Annotated in this window: 17 protein-coding genes; 8 read left to right on the top strand and 9 right to left on the bottom strand. The window is 51.4% G+C overall.

Annotated elements, in window-relative coordinates:
* Nucleotides 1-27: 27 nt before the first annotated feature.
* From ABDW13_RS02250 to ABDW13_RS02215, 8 genes are read right to left on the bottom strand one after another with little or no spacing between them, the layout of a single operon-like run.
* Entirely contained in the window at nucleotides 28-1,410 is a 1,383-nt protein-coding gene (locus ABDW13_RS02250; protein WP_343550774.1) for a glycosyltransferase family 2 protein, read from the bottom strand.
* Nucleotides 1,407-1,850 (bottom strand): flagellar export protein FliJ, encoded by a 444-nt coding sequence (locus ABDW13_RS02245; protein ID WP_343550773.1) that lies wholly within the window; start codon nucleotides 1,848-1,850, stop codon nucleotides 1,407-1,409. The genes ABDW13_RS02250 and ABDW13_RS02245 overlap by 4 nt, the downstream gene beginning before the upstream one ends.
* Before the next feature lie 8 nt (nucleotides 1,851-1,858).
* Nucleotides 1,859-3,169, bottom strand: a complete 1,311-nt coding sequence (fliI, locus tag ABDW13_RS02240) for a flagellar protein export ATPase FliI (protein WP_343550772.1) — start codon at nucleotides 3,167-3,169, stop codon at nucleotides 1,859-1,861.
* Between the two features lie 50 nt (nucleotides 3,170-3,219).
* Nucleotides 3,220-3,888: a flagellar assembly protein FliH gene (gene fliH / locus ABDW13_RS02235; protein WP_343550771.1), complete on the bottom strand. Its 669-nt coding sequence runs from the start codon at nucleotides 3,886-3,888 to the stop codon at nucleotides 3,220-3,222.
* Between the two features lie 3 nt (nucleotides 3,889-3,891).
* Nucleotides 3,892-4,932, bottom strand: coding sequence for a flagellar motor switch protein FliG (locus tag ABDW13_RS02230; RefSeq protein WP_343550770.1), 1,041 nt, complete (start codon nucleotides 4,930-4,932; stop codon nucleotides 3,892-3,894).
* Nucleotides 4,907-6,511: a flagellar basal-body MS-ring/collar protein FliF gene (fliF, locus tag ABDW13_RS02225; protein ID WP_343550769.1), complete on the bottom strand. Its 1,605-nt coding sequence runs from the start codon at nucleotides 6,509-6,511 to the stop codon at nucleotides 4,907-4,909. The genes ABDW13_RS02230 and fliF overlap by 26 nt, the downstream gene beginning before the upstream one ends.
* Nucleotides 6,512-6,523: 12 nt before the next feature.
* Nucleotides 6,524-6,865 carry a flagellar hook-basal body complex protein FliE gene (locus tag ABDW13_RS02220; protein ID WP_343550768.1) on the bottom strand — a complete coding sequence of 114 codons (342 nt, stop codon included), beginning with the start codon at nucleotides 6,863-6,865 and terminating at the stop codon, nucleotides 6,524-6,526.
* Nucleotides 6,866-6,879: 14 nt separating this feature from the next.
* Nucleotides 6,880-7,896, bottom strand: a complete 1,017-nt coding sequence (locus ABDW13_RS02215; protein ID WP_343550767.1) for a sigma-54 dependent transcriptional regulator — start codon at nucleotides 7,894-7,896, stop codon at nucleotides 6,880-6,882.
* Between the two features lie 495 nt (nucleotides 7,897-8,391).
* Between ABDW13_RS02215 and ABDW13_RS02210 the strand changes: the two genes are divergently transcribed.
* The 8 genes from ABDW13_RS02210 to ABDW13_RS02175 all read left to right on the top strand — a co-directional run bounded on the left by ABDW13_RS02210 (nucleotide 8,392) and on the right by ABDW13_RS02175 (nucleotide 15,366).
* Nucleotides 8,392-9,246, top strand: a complete 855-nt coding sequence (locus tag ABDW13_RS02210) for a FliM/FliN family flagellar motor switch protein (RefSeq protein ID WP_343550766.1) — start codon at nucleotides 8,392-8,394, stop codon at nucleotides 9,244-9,246.
* A gap of 1 nt (nucleotide 9,247) precedes the next feature.
* Complete coding sequence (gene fliN, locus ABDW13_RS02205; protein ID WP_343550765.1) at nucleotides 9,248-9,613, top strand: flagellar motor switch protein FliN; 366 nt, start codon at nucleotides 9,248-9,250, stop codon at nucleotides 9,611-9,613.
* 2 nt (nucleotides 9,614-9,615) lie between these two features.
* Nucleotides 9,616-10,380, top strand: a complete 765-nt coding sequence (gene fliP, locus ABDW13_RS02200) for a flagellar type III secretion system pore protein FliP (RefSeq protein ID WP_343550764.1) — start codon at nucleotides 9,616-9,618, stop codon at nucleotides 10,378-10,380.
* Entirely contained in the window at nucleotides 10,377-10,649 is a 273-nt protein-coding gene (fliQ, locus tag ABDW13_RS02195; protein WP_343550763.1) for a flagellar biosynthesis protein FliQ, read from the top strand. The genes fliP and fliQ overlap by 4 nt, the downstream gene beginning before the upstream one ends.
* Nucleotides 10,650-10,651: 2 nt before the next feature.
* Nucleotides 10,652-11,425 carry a flagellar biosynthetic protein FliR gene (gene fliR / locus ABDW13_RS02190; RefSeq protein ID WP_343550762.1) on the top strand — a complete coding sequence of 258 codons (774 nt, stop codon included), beginning with the start codon at nucleotides 10,652-10,654 and terminating at the stop codon, nucleotides 11,423-11,425.
* The gene (gene flhB, locus ABDW13_RS02185) at nucleotides 11,422-12,555 is read left to right on the top strand and encodes a flagellar biosynthesis protein FlhB (protein WP_343550932.1); all 1,134 of its coding nucleotides are present in this window, start codon (nucleotides 11,422-11,424) and stop codon (nucleotides 12,553-12,555) included. Before fliR ends, flhB begins: the two co-directional genes overlap by 4 nt.
* A complete protein-coding gene (locus ABDW13_RS02180; protein WP_343550761.1) occupies nucleotides 12,542-14,644 on the top strand; it encodes a flagellar biosynthesis protein FlhA in 2,103 nt (700 codons plus the stop codon). The genes flhB and ABDW13_RS02180 overlap by 14 nt, the downstream gene beginning before the upstream one ends.
* A 239-nt stretch (nucleotides 14,645-14,883) precedes the next feature.
* Complete coding sequence (locus ABDW13_RS02175; protein WP_343550760.1) at nucleotides 14,884-15,366, top strand: YlaC family protein; 483 nt, start codon at nucleotides 14,884-14,886, stop codon at nucleotides 15,364-15,366.
* Nucleotide 15,367: 1 nt separating this feature from the next.
* Here ABDW13_RS02175 and ABDW13_RS02170 read toward each other — a convergent pair whose 3' ends face one another.
* Nucleotides 15,368-16,780, bottom strand: coding sequence for a PLP-dependent aminotransferase family protein (locus tag ABDW13_RS02170; protein ID WP_343550931.1), 1,413 nt, complete (start codon nucleotides 16,778-16,780; stop codon nucleotides 15,368-15,370).
* Nucleotides 16,781-16,842: the final 62 nt, after the last annotated feature.

Here is a 16,842-nt window from a genome sequence, read left to right as displayed (position 1 = left end):
TTGGGGTATAGCTATTGGCGGTATTCATCATAACTCCATGGTACCGACGCGCGGCACCGTACCTAATTTGCGGAAAAAGCGCGCCGTGCATGCCTGCCCATCCTCGTCTTCACTGCGGAAGAACATGCTGGGATAAAGTGCAAACCAACGCATATCAGTTGTATTGAGATAACCAGCCTGCGCCAATTGATCCTGTAAACGGGTTATTAACGCGGCGTATGCCCGCTGGTTAACGCAGCAAGCTAAATAGGGCAACGCCTGAACAGAAGCACTCACGACGCCAGGCAACTGACTCAATGTTCGGCCAGCCTCCAGCTCGCCCGCTAAATGAAAACCATCCCAGGAAATATGCTGTAACGCACGTAGCAGATGGTTAAGGGCTTCAATGCCCCGCGCCTGACGTATCCATTCAAGACGGCTATCAAGCAATAAATAGTTGGGCCAGTTTTCTTGCTGGGCACGTTCGGTAACGGCGAGTTGGGTAATACGCGCATCATGCTCCAGCGACGGCATCACATTGATGCGCTTTGCTGATAATCCGGCATCCATCAGACGCTGGCGAAAGGCGTCAAGTTGTCCATCCTGATGATCCACCAGCACTACCTGATGGAAAAAATTCCAATGGGGCTGCTGCGACAGAGGCGCACGGTGCAATCGCTGATAGAACTTGCGGACAAACAGGTCCGGTACCGCCTGTTCAAGAGGGGTGGACAGTGCGGTGCAGCTGGCGAGAACAAAGTCTTTATCAAAGGTGTTACTGCTATGCGAAATGCAGAGAATTGATCGCCATGGATCCAGCAAAAGCACCGGTGCGCTGTAGTTTCGCGTGAAACTTTGCTCTTCACCCATCGTCACACGTTCGTCATAGCGATGTTTTTTTAAGAAATTGCGATGATAGGCAAAAGTGCCATTTAACACATTTCGCGCTCCCTGGCTGGTGCTCATAAAAATGCGATTAATATGGCTGTACCATAATGGAATCACATCACACCCGGCAAACAGCGCATTATGACGGCGCATTTCACTGATGGTGTAACTCAACTTATCAGCACGATAAAAATCATCATCATCCATGCAGACGATATACTCGCCGCGCGTTAAGTCGTTGAGCTTATTTCTTTTGGCCGAGATCGTCATGCGATCACTTTGATGGTAGTAACGAATCAGCTCTGGATGCGGCGCATAACGCGTTAGCGAAGCAATCAGCTCGGCATTGCTCTCTGGCGAATCATCCAAAATCACCAGCTCTCGGCGATTTGCCGGGTAATCCTGATACTGAAACATATAAAGAAGATAAGGCAAAAATTCGCGGCGATTCCACGTGGGTGTAACCACGCTAACAAATGGCAATGTGCCTTTATGCGCTGGCTCACGTTTCGCCATGAGCTGTGAGAACAGCATATTACTCATACTGCTTTACCTCTATTTCGCAGCCAGCACTGTGCCGCCTGTGCATCGGTGAGTTTTTGCTGTTGCTGCTGCCGCATTTGCGCTATCGCCTGCTGTTGCTGTTCCAGCACCAGCGCCACGGTTTTCTCCTGGCAAGCATGGCTAATCAACGACGCCTGCAATTCGTCCTGCTGCTTTTCTGCCAGTGCAGAAGCTAGCGTTTGCCATGCAATCACGCGCTGTATATTGGCTCTATAGCGCGCCAGATTATGCAGTTGAGTCGCATCAACTCGCTCTTTACCGGTGCCACTGCCCAGACGATTCAACGCCTGAATATTATTTTGATAGCGCTCCACCAACTGCTTCTGCTGCGCCAGTTGGCTTGAAAGATCATTCACTTTGCGCTCACGCATTTCGCGTAGCTGCGCCAGGGTGGCGATCATGTTGAGTTTTCTGATCATGCCTTACCTCAAGCCTGGCTTAGCGCCAGCAAATCATTGATGGTTTGTGTCAGCTCGGCGGGTTGATCCACCGTCTGACACAGGAAGTTGCTAATTGCGGGTTGCAATCGCACCGCACGATCGGCTTGTGCATCCACTCCCGCGACATAACCGCCTAATGGCAGCAACGGTTTAATCGCCATATAATCGGCATAAAGCTGTTTCAGGGTACGGGCTGCCAGCTGGTGATTTTTATCGGTGATCTGGCTCATGCAGCGACTAATGCTTTGTCCAATGTCGATCGCCGGATAATGACCCGATTCAGCCAGCGCACGCGTCAGCACGATGTGGCCATCCAGTACCGCACGCGCGCAATCGACAATCGGATCTTGCTGATCATCACCTTCAGCCAATACCGTATAAATCGCCGTCATACTGCCGTTTGAAGCACTGTTACCTGCGCTTTCGACTAACCTGGGAATGATGCCAAACGCCGACGGCGGATAACCTTTCGTCGCCGGTGGTTCTCCCATTGATAATGCAATTTCGCGCTGTGCCATCGCATAACGTGTGAGAGAATCCACCAGCAACAACACGTCGTAACCCGCATCGCGATACCATGCTGCCAGGGTATGGCACAGCTCGGTCGCTTTCATGCGCATTAGCGGTGATTCGTCAGCGGGCGCCGCCACGACGATCGACTTAGCCATACCAAGCGGGCCAAGCGCATGATCGATAAATTCTTTTACTTCACGGCCACGTTCGCCAATCAGACCAACAATCACCACTTGTGCATTGGTGCTGCGCGTGATCATGCCGAGCAGCACACTTTTTCCCACGCCGGAACCGGCCATTAATCCCACTCGTTGGCCTTTACCAATCGTCAGCAAGCCATTAATGGTATTCACACCAACGTCAAGCGGTTCAGCCACCGCTTTCCGCGTGAGCGGATGGATTTGCGCCGCTTGCATGGGCAATACTTCGTCACCGCCAAGTTTGCCTTTGCCATCCATTGGCTCGCCAAAACCGTTAACGACCCGACCAAGCCAGCTGGTGCCGATGAAAATCTCGCTCTGTTTTTCCTGAGGAAATACACGAGCACCCGCCATTAATCCTTCGGGCGTTTTAAATGGCATCAACCAGGTAACATCACGATCAAAACCAACGACTTGCGCCGCAAGCAAGGTGCCATCAGCTTGTTCAACGTTACAACGCTGGCCCACCGCCAGTTGGCATCCCACGCTTTCCAGCAAAATGCCGTTAACGCGTACTAAACGCCCAGCGACACGCGCCAGCGGGATATTTTCCAGCGATTGCAGTAAGTTGTTGAATGTCGTCATGAGGATTCCAGTTAATGCGGAGATCAACACAAGAGGCGTGTTGGCTTCTCTTACAGGTTGTCTTGTAACAGTTTCATGCACTGGCTAAGCCGTTGATTGCAGCCTATATCCATTTCACTGGCATCGGTCAATATGCGGCATTCACCTGGCTCCATTTCACTGTCAGCGGTTAAGCCCCAGAGTTTTACTTTCTCGGGTTCCAGCTCTTTGATGCGGCTGAACTCCTCGGCATTCAGCATCACCCGCAACTGTGTCGGTAACGCGGGTAAACTGCTGAGCGCTTCATCGACCAGCGCCAGAAGTTGCGACGGCTGCAATGCCAGCTCAACTCGAATCACCTGACGTGTGACTTTCTCAACCAGTGCCAACAGTTCACTTTTCCGACGCTGATCATGTTCTTCAAGCTGCTGCTGTAATTGGTGACTTAAGCTATCAAGCGGTGCAGCAGCCGCCGCGAAATGCGTCAGCGCCTGCTGCTTTCCTGCATCAAAACCTTGCTGCTGCCCCTCAGATCGACCGCGCTCGATCCCTTGCTCAATTCCCTGACTGATGCCTTGCTCTACTCCCTGAGCAAAGCCATCGCTCAGGCCCTGCTGAAAGCCTTCCATCAACTGTTGCTGCAGCGTAGCGGCATCCGCAGCAACGTGGGATTCATCGCCGCGCTGCCAGGGTTTGCGCAGCGGGGGAAACTGATGCGAACGCATCTGCTTGCTGCTCATCGTTTACTCCACCGTTTGTTCGCTAAACAGCTGAATTTGAATCTCTCCGCCTTCGGCCAATTCACGTACTCGTGTCATGATCTCTTTGCGAACCTGTTCAATGCGGCTGATGGGCACCGGCCCCAAACGTGAGGTGGTATTTTGCAGAAGCTGTACCTGTCGACGTGGCATCGCATCGTAAATTGCCTGACGCAGAACCGGTTCAGTCCCCTTCAATGCAATCGCCCATTGCTCCATTGGCACCTCTTCAAGCAATCGCTGAAGTGCGGCGCTGTTTTGGCGGCTAAGAATGAAGAATTCATACATCTCGCTTTTCAGCTCATCGACGACCGATTCATCACGCAATTCCAGCTGAGCTAATAACGCTTGTTGATTTCCGCTGATGCGGTTGACGATATTGGCTGCCTGACGAATGCCCTGCACTTTTGAACCATGTTCAGACAACACCGCCACGCCACGATCGATCAAGCGATCAAGTTCATCCACTACATCGCGATTGATGTCATCAAGACGGGCCACGCGATAAAGGATTTCGTCCTGACGGGTTTCATCTAATTGCGCCAACACCCCTGCCGCGACATCTGGCGGCAGGAAAGCGAGAAATACCGCCTGCAATTGAAGATGCTCCTGGGAAATCATCGCCGCCAGTTGTGGGGTATCCACCCACTGCAATCGCGCCATGCGATGGCGGATCTCGTCACCGTAAATGCCATTAATCACACTGCGGGCAATCTCTCCGCCCAGCGCACGTTCCAAAATGTTGCGTAGATAACTGCGTGAGGCGCCATTAATGCCACTTTGTTCGCGGTATTCCTGGAAAAAGTTATTCATGGCCAGCCTGGCATGTGTCAGCTTGACGCCGTTCAGACGCGCCATTGTTTCTGATAGGCGCAATACCTCTTCGCGGCTCATCTTACTCATGACCTGCGCAGCGGCCTCTTCACCAATGCTCAGCAGCACAATTGCCGCTTGTTCCAGACGCAGTGGCACACGATTACTTTGCTCACTTTCGTTGCTGTTATGACTTTCTGCTGCTTCGCTCATTGCTGCTGATCCATTGTTTCAACACTTCGGCGACGCGATCGGTTTCGCTCTGCGCCAGGGTTTGGAGGTAATTAATTTTGGTTTCGAGACCGGAGCTTTGTGGCGGCAAGTTATCATCACCGCTGAAGCTGCTATTAAGAAGCGCAGTGGCACCTTCGTCTTTATCAGCAACGGGGATCTCCGCGAGTAACGCCGGACTTTCCATCTCCGCTACAGGAACAGACTGACGCGATATGCGACGCATCATCGGTAACAAGCCAAACAGAATGACCAATAACGCGAGTAAACCAATCCCCGCACGTTCCGCCCACAGCAGTGAACTATCACGTTCCCACCATGGCAAGGTGTCTTCCAACGGCACTTCCGCAGGACTAAAGGCCAGTAACGCCAGTGACAATTCATCACCACGTTGACTATCAATTCCCGCCGCTTTGGCCAGTAACGCGTTGATTTGCGTTTGATTGTCGTTATTCCAACCTTGCACTGCGGTGGCATTCTGATTAAGCACAACGGCAACCGTCACTTTGAGCACGGCGTAGCCTTGGTACTTGACATGCCGCACATCGCGGTCCCAATTGAACTGACGCTGTGCTTGATTCCGTGAGGCCAATTGCGGGATGTTTGCTGCGGGCGCATTCGCTGGCCGGTTGCTCAACGATCCCGGGATTCCCACCGCCAATTGCTCAGTGGTGTTGTCCTGCGCCAGTTGCTCACTGGCGACACGAGGATCATTAAGGAAACGTTCCTGTGTCTCCTCAACCTGGCTGAAATCAATACGCGGAACCACACTGACGCGGAAATTCTCACGGCCGATGACAGGTACGAGGAGATTGGCGATATTGCCTTCAATCTGCTCGCGCATTTGCTGCACCATCTCGCCGCTGTTACGCATGCCGGTGCGCCCGTTGAGTTGATCGGCAATGTGTGCTGAAAGCAGTGCGCCCTTTTGATCGACAACACTGACTTGCTCAGCTTTCATACCCGGCACGCTGCTCGCCACCAAGCTAACAATCGCCGCGACTTGTTCATCGCTAAGCTGGCGACCATATTTGAGACGCAAGACGACGGAAGCGGTGCTGTTGGGTTTGTTAGAAAGCACAAACGAGCTGCTTTCCGAAATGCCCAAATGAACGCGCGCAAACTCAACACTGTCTAGCGCCATAATGCTCTGCGCCAATTCGCCTTCCATGCTGCGCCTCAAACGCACGTTCTGCACGAATTGGCTGCTGCCAAGCATCTCCTCTTTATCCATCAGCTCATAGCCGCCGGGCAATGTTGCGCGTATGCCTTTCGCCGCCAACGCCATACGCGCCTGCGGCAATTCACTTTCGCGTATCAATATCATGCCGCTATCGGGAGCCACGCGATAACTCAAACCTTCACCGCTGAGCGTTTCCACGACTTCGGCCATCGGCAGGTTTTCTTGCGAACCAAACAACGTGGTCCACTTGTTGTTGCTCTGCCACAGTAGCGCCACAATTACTGCCGTAATCGTCGCCGCCACAGCCGCGGGTAATAACCATTTTTTGACTATTGCCGCCGAAGTGGTGGGTAGCAATGCCTGTATTTTTTCCAGCACGTTCAGCTCCGTTTACATTGGGCTATTAATGATTTCATCTAAGCCTTGCTGCAGTTTGTTACGCACCTGCAAGAGTGATGAGAAGGCCACACTGGCTTTCTGGCTTTCGATCATTGCGCCACTCAAGTCGTCGCTTAAGCCCATATCAATGGCGGTCTGTTTTTGCGATGCCACATGCTGCTGACGATCAACGTGACCAATTGCACCATCCAATACATCATTAAAACTTGGGGTACTCAGTGAAGCCATCTGACCTGCTGGAGCGATGACACTGCTTTGCGCCTGCATCTGCATACGCTGCATCTCGGCCAGCATTTGTCCTTGCACCCCGATAGCGGGAAGTTTGTCTAACATGGAGAAGTTCTCTTTTATGAGGCGCAGCCGAGGTCAAAACCTTGCTCGCGCATTGATGCCAGTCGATAGCGCAGCGCGCGTGGGGTAATGCCAAGAAACTCGGCAGTTTTGGATTTATTTCCCTGGTGTCGTTTCAACAAATCCAGAATGTATTGCGATTCAGCACGGCGACCATGGCTTTTGATTTGGCTTTCGTCGGTATTAACGACATCGCCGAGTTGCTGTACCAACACTTCGGGTAGGAATGTTTCGCTGGTTTTCAGGTTGAAACAGCCAGCGTGAAGATCGCCATCGGCGCACATGATCAAACCGCGCTGCATGATATTTTCCAGCTCACGAACATTGCCGGGCCAGCTATAACTTTGCAGTGCCTTGCGGCCACACTCGGTAATTTGTGGCCGATGTTTAACAAAGCCCTGATATTTTTCTACAAAGCGCTCAGCCAGTGGCAGAATGTCCGCCGTGCGTTCGCGCAATGGGGCAATATGCATCGGCACCACGGAAAGGCGATAAAACAAATCCTGGCGGAAGCGGCCTTCAGCGATTTCGACCTCAAGATCTTTATTGGTCGATGCAATTAAGCGGATATCTAACGCTATTTTTTTATGACTTCCAAGACGCTCAACTTCCTGTTCCTGCAATACCCGTAACAGCTTTACTTGCAATGCCAACGGCATATCACCGATTTCATCAAGGAGTAAGGTTCCACCATTAGCCAGTTCAAATTTTCCAGGTTGACTGGTGACTGCGCCGGTAAAAGCCCCTTTTTCATAGCCAAATAAAATGGCTTCCAGCATATTTTCTGGGATAGCGGCACAATTCACACCAACATAAGGTGCACCTTTACTAAAGGCATGCTGATGAATATATTTGGCTACACACTCTTTACCTGTGCCGGTTTCTCCAGTAATTAATACGGGAACGTTGAACTTAGCTACACGTTGCGCCAGCGCGAAAAGATTCACACTTGACGCGGCATGTGCAATAAAGCGTTCATCATCATTATTCTGCATTGATCCAACCATATTCATAATACCGAGTCTCTCTACACACATTAAAGCTGCAACACTGCTTATGAAAACGCCGCTTTAATTATGTATTTAAGTCCATGCAACTTACGAAGATGAAATCAGACTACTGATCATTAAGAATTGGCTTATATTCTGCCAGAAATGATTTCTTACTGCTGCTTTCACCTGTGATGTGCGCCGAGTATATCGGTAAGAAAAATCTTAGCTACAAAGTTTGCAGTATTAAAATATTAATCTTTTAATATCATCATCTTATGATATTTAATTGATATTTAACCGCTACTCCTATTAATGGATTAATAAAATCAACCTCCTTGTTTTAATCAGGATAAAAGGCTTTAATTCGCCACAGATTAAACAGACAGGTAAAAATCCTGGAAGATTCCTGGTTCACTCGATGCTTGGTTTTTTGGACTAATAATCAGAAGAAAACCCTCGGCGGAATCACTCACTCTATTTAAGACAGGTTAAATCCTCGCAGAGGGAAGCATGAAGATGCGCACAAAATCCAATCGAATGAGAATTTATACGCCAGATAATCAGCCTGATCTGATGAAACTGGAAGTTAACAAACTCGGTCGTCCTTATCACAAAGTCCCAAAGGTATTTAAAGATAATAGCGATCGCTTTGATGCAAAACTGGGCATTTACTTCCTCAAAAAATTTCGGGTCGATGTCAGCCTTCGTGAAATGCAATTCCAAATGGATTGCACAGTTAAGCAGGCCACCATTTTTAGTACTGAAATTGGTAGTCTGGCATTTAGCCTTAACAGAACTTTATTGCTGAATATCTTGCATGACTATTACGGTTTATCGCGCGACGATCAAAGTGATCTCACGATGAATAATTTACCGGTAACAAAAACAGAAGAGCGCTTGCAGCATAAATTAGCCAGTGAGCTGGTGCATTTAATTTGTGGTGACGAATTATTCTCGGACACCTTAACCATTAAGACTGATCCGGCTTCCTTATTAACGCAATGGTCGTATCGTATCGATTTCTTTCTCGATGGCTATAGCAACGGCAACTTCTCTCTGCTACTGGATGCCGCACATGTCGATCGATTATTGAGCACGCTGCGGCTTCCAGCAGATCCCAATCGCAATACGCCTGTGACACTTCGGCCGCACAGCTTCAAACAGTTGCCCGTACGCCTGCGTGGACGTTTGGCGACTCTGCCAATGACCGTGGCAGATTTAGCGCGTCTGAAACCCAACGACGTGCTGCCCATTGCCATGAATGATCGCATTCCATTGCTGGTGGGCGACCAACCGTTATTTAGTGCCGTGATTTGCGAAGAGCGCGGCAAACTCTTTTTCTCCGAATTCAGTGACCGTACGAGTGAATAATATGAGCGATTTAAATGATTTAGCTTCTGCGTTAGATCTTGATTTTGCGTTAGAAAACCCAGTAGAAACCGAAGTAGCCGAGCCGATTGCTAACGTGACACGTGATGCACCACGTAATCTGGCACTCTTCAGCCGTATTCCCGTTACGTTGACTTTGGAAGTCGCGTCTGTGGAAATTTCGCTCGCCGATTTAATTGGTGTAGGCGATGACTCGGTGATCGAGCTGGATAAACTGGCTGGCGAACCGCTGGACGTTAAGGTCAATGGCATTTTGTTTGGCAAAGCGGAAGTCGTGGTGTTGAACGACAAATATGGCTTGCGCCTGATTGAGTTTAATAACAGCGATCTCAGCGAGCTGGCGGGCTAATAATGATGCGCAATTCCGGCTGGATTAAAGGAGGGCTGGTGCTGGCTGGCCTGCTGCTGCTGCCTGGTTTGGCACTGGCTGAACAGAACGGACTGCCGATGTTCTCCGCAGTGCCTTCCGCCAATGGCGGCCAGGAATACAGTGTTAAAGTTGAAATCCTGATTCTGATGACCTTGCTCGGCCTGCTGCCGATCATGATGTTGATGATGACGTGTTTCACCCGCTTTATTATCGTGCTGGCGCTGCTGCGTCAGGCGATTGGCTTGCAGCAAAGCCCGCCGAACAAAGTGCTGACCGGCATCGCGCTGGTGCTGACGCTGTTGGTGATGCGCCCGGTATGGACTAACATCTACGACAATGCCGTGGTGCCGTATCAAAACGACGAAATCAGCCTGAAACAGGCGCTGAGTACCGGCCAGGTGCCGCTGAAAAAATTCATGCTGTCGCAAACCCACAGCACCTCGCTGGCGCAAATCATGACCATCGCCAATGCCACTGGCGAGCCAGAAGCGCAGGATCTCACCATCATCGCGCCCGCTTTCGTGCTGAGTGAACTGAAAACCGCCTTTAAAATTGGCTTTATGATCTATATCCCGTTCCTGGTGATCGACCTGATTGTCGCCAGTATTTTGATGGCGATGGGGATGATGATGCTATCGCCGCTGATCATTTCGCTGCCGTTCAAGCTCATCCTTTTTGTGTTGTGTGATGGCTGGTCGCTAATTGTCGGTACGCTGACCCAGAGTGTGCAAGGGCTAGCATTATGATGAGCATCGATGTTGCTGGCGATATTTTGGCGCAGGGATTGAAGTTGGTACTGATGATCTCCGCTGTCGCTATTGTGCCAAGCCTGATCACCGGTTTAATGGTCAGTATTTTTCAAGCTACCACGCAGATCAACGAACAGACGCTGAGCTTTCTGCCGCGTCTGATTATGACGCTATTGGTATTGGTGTTTGCTGGTAAATGGATGCTGACACAATTGATCGACTTTACGCAGCTGATCTTCCAGCAAGCCGCGCAGTTGGTAGGCTGACAGTGGGCATCGCCATTAACGATTTGATCCAGCCGATCTTCGCGCTGTGGCTGCCATTTGTGCGTATCTATGCCTTCCTGCACTTCTGTCCACTGCTGGATAACCGCGCCTTTACGCGCAAAGCCAAAATCGGTTTGGCGCTGCTGCTCAGTATCGTGATGACACCAATGCTGGCTCACAACGTGGTGCTGCGAGATCTGTTGTCGATGCAAAATTTACTTCTGAGTGGTGAACAGATTCTTTGGGGATTCTTGTTCGGGCAGATGCTGTGGTGGACTTTTTGGGCTTTGCAAGCCGCCGGCAATATCTTGTCGATGAATATGGGCTTAGGTATGGCGGTAATGAATGATCCCGCTAGCGGCAATTCAACCATGGTGATTTCACAAATTATTCAGGTTTGGGCCGCACTGCTGTTCTTCAGCATGGATGGACATCTGCTGCTATTGACCATTCTCTACACCGGGTTTACCTACTGGCCAATCGGTCAGGCGATCAATGAGATCTCACTGCGCACGCTTACGGGTGGCGTTGGATGGATCCTCAGCGGCGCATTGCTGTTGGCGATGCCAACGGTGATCATCATGATGTTGGTACAAGGGGCTTTTGGCCTGCTAAATCGTGTTTCACCTACCCTAAATTTGTTCGCCCTTGGTTTCCCGATCAGCATGCTATTCGGTCTGTTCTGTTTCACATTGCTGATGGGAAAAGTGGGCAGCCACTATCTCGATCTTACCAATCAAGTCTTGGCGATGCTCGAGACGATGAGGACGTACTGATGGCAGAAAACGGCGATAAAAGCGAAAAGCCCAGTGCTGGCAAGCTACGTAAAGCGCGGAAAAAAGGCGACATTCCACGATCCAAAGAGGTCAATCTGGCAGTTAGTTTGGTCATGGCGTTGATCATGCTTGGTCTGTTTTTTCCGTGGTATCGCGATCTGGTTCGCGCCTCTTTTCTCGCCACTCGCCAGATGGCCGATCGGATCCATGATGACGGTGCATTGCATCAGTTCATGTTAACGCAGGTAGTGATCATCCTGAAATTCATCGCCACGTTGATCCCTATTCCATTCGCCGCAGCCATCTCCACACTGCTGCCCGGTGGCTGGATCTTTGCGCCAACACGCATCAAACCCGATTTGAAAAAGCTCAATCCCATCAGTGGAGTGAAGCGCATGTTCTCAATGCAGCATTATGTTGATGTGCTGAAGATGATCGCTAAATGTTTGATCATCTTGGCTTTGCTGTGGAGCACCATCAACAATAAGCTGGTTGACATGATGGATTTGCAAACACTGGTGCTGCGCGAAGCCATTGAGCAAGGCTTGGCATTGTTTGCATCAATGATGCGTTTGTTTGTCATCACCATCGTCTTGTTTGCCGTGATCGATGTGCCGCTAAGTCGTTTTTTCTTCACCAAAAAGATGAAGATGAGCAAGAAAGAGGTGCGTGATGAGCACAAGAACAACGAAGGAAATCCTCAGGTAAAAGCCCGAATTCGCAACCTGCAACGCCAGATGGCATTAGGCCAGATTAACAAACAGGTGCCGCTTGCAGATGTTGTGCTTACCAACCCAACGCACTTTGCTGTGGCTTTGAAGTATGACCCGAAAAAAGCCGCGGCTCCGTACATCGTGGCGAAAGGCGTTGATGACGTTGCACTGTACATTCGCAGCGTAGCGGGCAAGCACAATATTGATATTGTTGAGTTTCCCCCCCTGGCGCGCGCGGTTTACCACAGTACCCGCGTTAACCAACAAATTCCCGCAGCGCTGTTCCGCCCGATTGCACAGGTGCTGACTTACGTAATGCAACTGCAAACCTGGCGTGCTGGCCAGGGCGAAAAACCGCGGCTGGATACCCAACTGCCGAACCTGGACGAGGTAAACAAAGTTCATGAATCACTTTAAAACGCGCCAATTCAGCCAGCTACTGCGCCAGGCACATATTGGTGTACCGGTGCTGTTGTTAAGCGTGCTGGCGATGGTGATCTTGCCACTGCCGCCCATTGTATTGGACATCCTTTTCACGTTTAACATTGTGCTCGCGATTATGGTATTGCTGGCGAGCGTCAACAGTAAACGGCCGCTGGATTTTTCCATTTTCCCCACCATTTTGTTGATCACCACCCTGATGCGTTTAACGCTCAATGTGGCGTCCACACGTGTCGTGCTGCTTAATGGCCACGAAGGGGTTGGCGCAGCCGGTAAAGTGATTGAGGCCTTTGGTAATGTGGTGATTGGCGGCAACTTTGTCGTCGGATTTGTGGTGTTCATGATTCTGATGATCATCAACTTTGTGGTGGTCACCAAAGGTGCCGAACGTATTTCCGAGGTTTCGGCACGCTTTACGCTGGATGCGTTACCTGGCAAACAGATGGCCATTGATGCCGATCTCAATGCAGGCTTAATTAATCAGGAACAGGCGGGCCTGCGACGCAAAGATGTTGCCAATGAAGCTGATTTCTACGGCGCGATGGACGGTGCATCCAAGTTCGTTCGTGGCGATGCTATCGCTGGCATCATGATCCTGTTGATCAACGTGATCGGCGGTATTTTGATTGGCGTGTTCAAGCACAACTTACCCGCGGGGCAAGCTTTCGAACAATATGTGTTGCTAACCATTGGTGATGGTTTGGTGGCGCAGATTCCATCGCTGCTGCTTTCTACTGCGGCAGCGATTATTGTCACGCGTATCAGCGATGGTGCTGATCTGGGTGATGATATTCGCTCTCAGCTGTTAGCCAAACCGGGTACGCTGTATACCGCTGCGGCCGTAATGTTTGTGCTGGCAATCGTGCCGGGCATGCCGCATATGGTGTTTTTGGCCTTCACCGCTTTGCTGCTGTTCTCTGCCTGGCGTCAAGGTCGTAGAGTCAAAGCTCCAGCAAAAGATCATACCAACATGGACGCCATCCAGCAGGCTTTGGCGCAACCAGACGATCAAATGACGATTGGCTGGGACAACATTCCCATGGTGGAACCGATTGGCCTCAATTTGGGCTACAAGCTGGTGACTATGGTGGATAAAAGTAAAGGCGCTCCGTTGACGCAACGCATGCGTGGCGTGCGGCAAGTGGTATCTGAAACCAGCGGGGTGTTGCTGCCAGAGATCGCTCTGCGTGAAGATTTCCATCTCAAACCAGCGCAGTACGCTATCAAGATCAATGGGGTACGGACTGCTATTGGCGAGGTGCATGCCGATCGTCTCATGGCAATCCCCACCTCCGAACAGTACGGCGAAATTGATGGCGTTCTGGACGTTGATCCGGCTTACAACATGACGGTCACATGGATCTTGCCGGAACAGAAGGCCAAAGCGCTTAACCTTGGTTATCAAGTGGTGGATTGCGCCAGCGTGGTGGCAACCCACGTCAATAAAGTGGTGCGCGAGAATCTGCCGGAGCTGTTTAATTACGACGATATTACGCAACTGCATCAGCGTTTGGCTGGCGTGGCACCGAAGCTGTCAGAGGATGTAAATGCGGCGGTGAATTACAGTTTGCAGCTGAAAGTGTATCGCCTGTTGCTGAACGATCAGGTGTCGCTGAAAGATATCACTACCATTGCCACCACCTTGCTGGAGAGCGCGGCGATCACCAAAGATCCAATCCTGCTGACTTCGGATGTGCGCTATGCGCTGCGCCGTGCGATGGTGGCAGCGATTGCGCCGGACAACAAACCGCTATCGGCATATACGCTGGAGAACAGTCTGGAGAACTTACTGCTGGCGGCGCTCAATCAGGCACAGCAGGCCGGAAAAGTGGCGCTGGATAGCTTCCCGGTTGATCCGAATATCCTGACGCAGCTGCAAAGCACCTTGCCGGTAATGATGGAACAGCTCAAGGCGCAGAACCTGACGCAAGTACTGCTGGTGACGCCGCAACTGCGTCCGCTGATTGCGCGTTATGCGCGCCTGTTTGCCAATGGGCTGAATGTGTTGTCGTATAACGAAGTGCCGGATGATGCGAATTTGCAGATTGTTGGGCAGGTGAGTTAGATCGGAGAACGCTTCACCTCATCCTAACCTTCTCCCACAAGTGGGAGAAGGGATGATTAGGTGGCACTCAGTTTTACATCAGGGCTCGATCTGCCCCCTCTCCTGCTTGCGGGAGAGGGCTGGGGTGAGGGACAACACGCTCCCACCCAAACTGTTATAAAAAATCACCGCAAATCTGTCTCTAATTCGCTTCACTGTTATGTGCTTTACTGGCAGGCAGTGAAAATTAGAGGTGAACAATGGACGCGATCAAACAAATCCTGCTCGACGAAATCGCCACGCTGAACCGTGAAGGCCAGCGCGATAACCTGCCGCGCTTTAGCTTTTCTTTCCTTAAAACCCATCCGGGACTTTGGGCAATCATGTATCTCTGTTACGCATTGTGCGTGGCATTGATCTTCTCCACCGAGATGCTCGGCTGGCCGGCGTTCTGGTTTGCCACCGCCTTTGTGTTGGTGATGAGCTTCCTGATGCTGATGGACATCAACCCGAAATACCGCTTTGAAGACATTGATACGCTGGATCTGCGCGTTTGTTACAACGGTGAATGGTATTACGTACAGCCGGTTTCCCAGCAGGCACTGGACAAAATTCTCGATAATCCCAACACGCCGGATCGCGTGCGTAGCGGCATTGATCGCTTAATCAAGCAGAAAGGCGAAGTGGATTTCTACGATGTCTATTATCTGACGTGGGGCCACAAGCAGGCCGCCACGGTTTGATTTACTGATCTAACTCGCCAATCAAACGCCCCAACGTTTCCACCGCCGCTTCGGCGCGGGCATCCCACGGCCAGGCGGTGTTGAAACGGAAGCAGTGGGCGAATCCTTCGCTGCTGGAAAACAGCTGGCCCGGTGCAATGCTAATGCCTTGCGCTAACGCCAGATGATAAAGCTGCGTGCTGTTGATGTGCGCAGGCAGCGTGATCCACAGAAAATAACCGCCCGGCGTGTCGCTGATCCCCGCTTCAGGCGGCAATACTCGACGCAGCGTCTGTTGCGCCAACTGCTTACGCTTCGCCAGCGTTTGGCGCAGCTTCTTCAAATGGGTGTCGTAACTGCGGGTGCTGAGAAAATCGGCGAGCGCGAGTTGCATCGGCGCGCTGGTCGACAGTGTGCTCATCAGCTGAATGCGCTGCACGCGTTGCGCATGGCGTCCCGCCGCCACCCAACCGACGCGAAATCCCGCCACCAGATTCTTCGAGAAACTGCCGCAGTGCAACACATTGCCATCGACATCAAAGGCTTTGGCGGGCAACGGCTTGTCGTGACCTTCGTACAAATCGCCATACACATCGTCTTCAATCATCGCCACGTTGTAGCGCGCCAATAACGCCACCAGCTGCTGTTTCCGTTCTGCACTCAAGGTAAAGCCGAGCGGATTTTGTCGATTGGTCATCAACCAGCAGGCTTTCACCGGCCAACGCTGCAAAGCTTGCTCCAACTCATCAACATCCATGCCGTTTTCAACATCGCTGGCGATGGCAATCGCATTCAGTTTGAGGCGCTCAATTGCCTGCAGCGCGCCATAGAAAGAAGGATTTTCCAGAATCACCCAATCGCCCGGTTCAGTCACCGCTTGCAGACTGAGATTGAGCGCTTCCATCGCACCGTTGGTGATGACAATGTCATCCGGCGACAGTGTGATGCCTTGCTGTGCATAGCGCTGGGCGAGGATTTTACGCAGCGCTTCATTGCCCGGCGGCAAGTTGTTGAGCGCATCGGTGGGTTTCAGGTTGTGCGAGACTTTGACCAGCGAGCGCATCAACTGACGCTGTGGAAACAGTTCCGGATCGGGGAAAGCTGAGCCAAACGGCATGATGGCGGGATTGCGTGTGGCTTGCAGCACATCAAACACAAAGCTGTTGGTATCGGCCTGATCGGTTTTGGCGATTTCCTGAGTAGGCAAACGTGGGCGGCTTTCGGCAGCACGTGGAGCGACGTAATAACCCGATTGCGGCTTCGAGACAATCCAGCCTTGGCTCTCCAGCACTTCATAGGCGTGCATCACCGTCATCAGACTTAGACCGCTCTGCTCCGCCTGTTGGCGTAGCGACGGCAATTTCTCGCCCGGCGGCCAAATTCGCGCTTCCATTTGCGTGCGCAGCTTGTCCACTAACTGCTGATATTTCGCCACCCGAACTCCGATGTAGAGGATTTGGCGGCTAGTTTCCCTCACCCTAACCCTCTCCCGCAAGC

The sequence above is a fragment of the Pantoea sp. genome, assembly GCF_039594315.1.
Classification (GTDB): domain Bacteria; phylum Pseudomonadota; class Gammaproteobacteria; order Enterobacterales; family Enterobacteriaceae; genus Pantoea.
This window is presented reverse-complemented; position numbering and strand designations above follow the sequence as displayed.

Excerpts from the sequence above, each read along its gene's own strand:
- ABDW13_RS02250 (WP_343550774.1), bottom strand. The coding sequence starts at position 1,410 with ATGAGTAATATGCTGTTCTCACAGCTCATGGCGAAACGTGAGCCAGCG.
- ABDW13_RS02210 (WP_343550766.1), top strand. The coding sequence starts at position 8,392 with ATGCGCACAAAATCCAATCGAATGAGAATTTATACGCCAGATAATCAG.
- ABDW13_RS02215 (WP_343550767.1), bottom strand. The coding sequence starts at position 7,896 with ATGAATATGGTTGGATCAATGCAGAATAATGATGATGAACGCTTTATT.
- ABDW13_RS02175 (WP_343550760.1), top strand. The coding sequence starts at position 14,884 with ATGGACGCGATCAAACAAATCCTGCTCGACGAAATCGCCACGCTGAAC.
- fliN (WP_343550765.1), top strand. The coding sequence starts at position 9,248 with ATGAGCGATTTAAATGATTTAGCTTCTGCGTTAGATCTTGATTTTGCG.
- fliP (WP_343550764.1), top strand. The coding sequence starts at position 9,616 with ATGATGCGCAATTCCGGCTGGATTAAAGGAGGGCTGGTGCTGGCTGGC.
- ABDW13_RS02230 (WP_343550770.1), bottom strand. The coding sequence starts at position 4,932 with ATGAGCGAAGCAGCAGAAAGTCATAACAGCAACGAAAGTGAGCAAAGT.
- ABDW13_RS02220 (WP_343550768.1), bottom strand. The coding sequence starts at position 6,865 with ATGTTAGACAAACTTCCCGCTATCGGGGTGCAAGGACAAATGCTGGCC.
- fliI (WP_343550772.1), bottom strand. The coding sequence starts at position 3,169 with ATGACGACATTCAACAACTTACTGCAATCGCTGGAAAATATCCCGCTG.
- ABDW13_RS02180 (WP_343550761.1), top strand. The coding sequence starts at position 12,542 with ATGAATCACTTTAAAACGCGCCAATTCAGCCAGCTACTGCGCCAGGCA.
- fliH (WP_343550771.1), bottom strand. The coding sequence starts at position 3,888 with ATGAGCAGCAAGCAGATGCGTTCGCATCAGTTTCCCCCGCTGCGCAAA.
- ABDW13_RS02245 (WP_343550773.1), bottom strand. The coding sequence starts at position 1,850 with ATGATCAGAAAACTCAACATGATCGCCACCCTGGCGCAGCTACGCGAA.
- fliQ (WP_343550763.1), top strand. The coding sequence starts at position 10,377 with ATGATGAGCATCGATGTTGCTGGCGATATTTTGGCGCAGGGATTGAAG.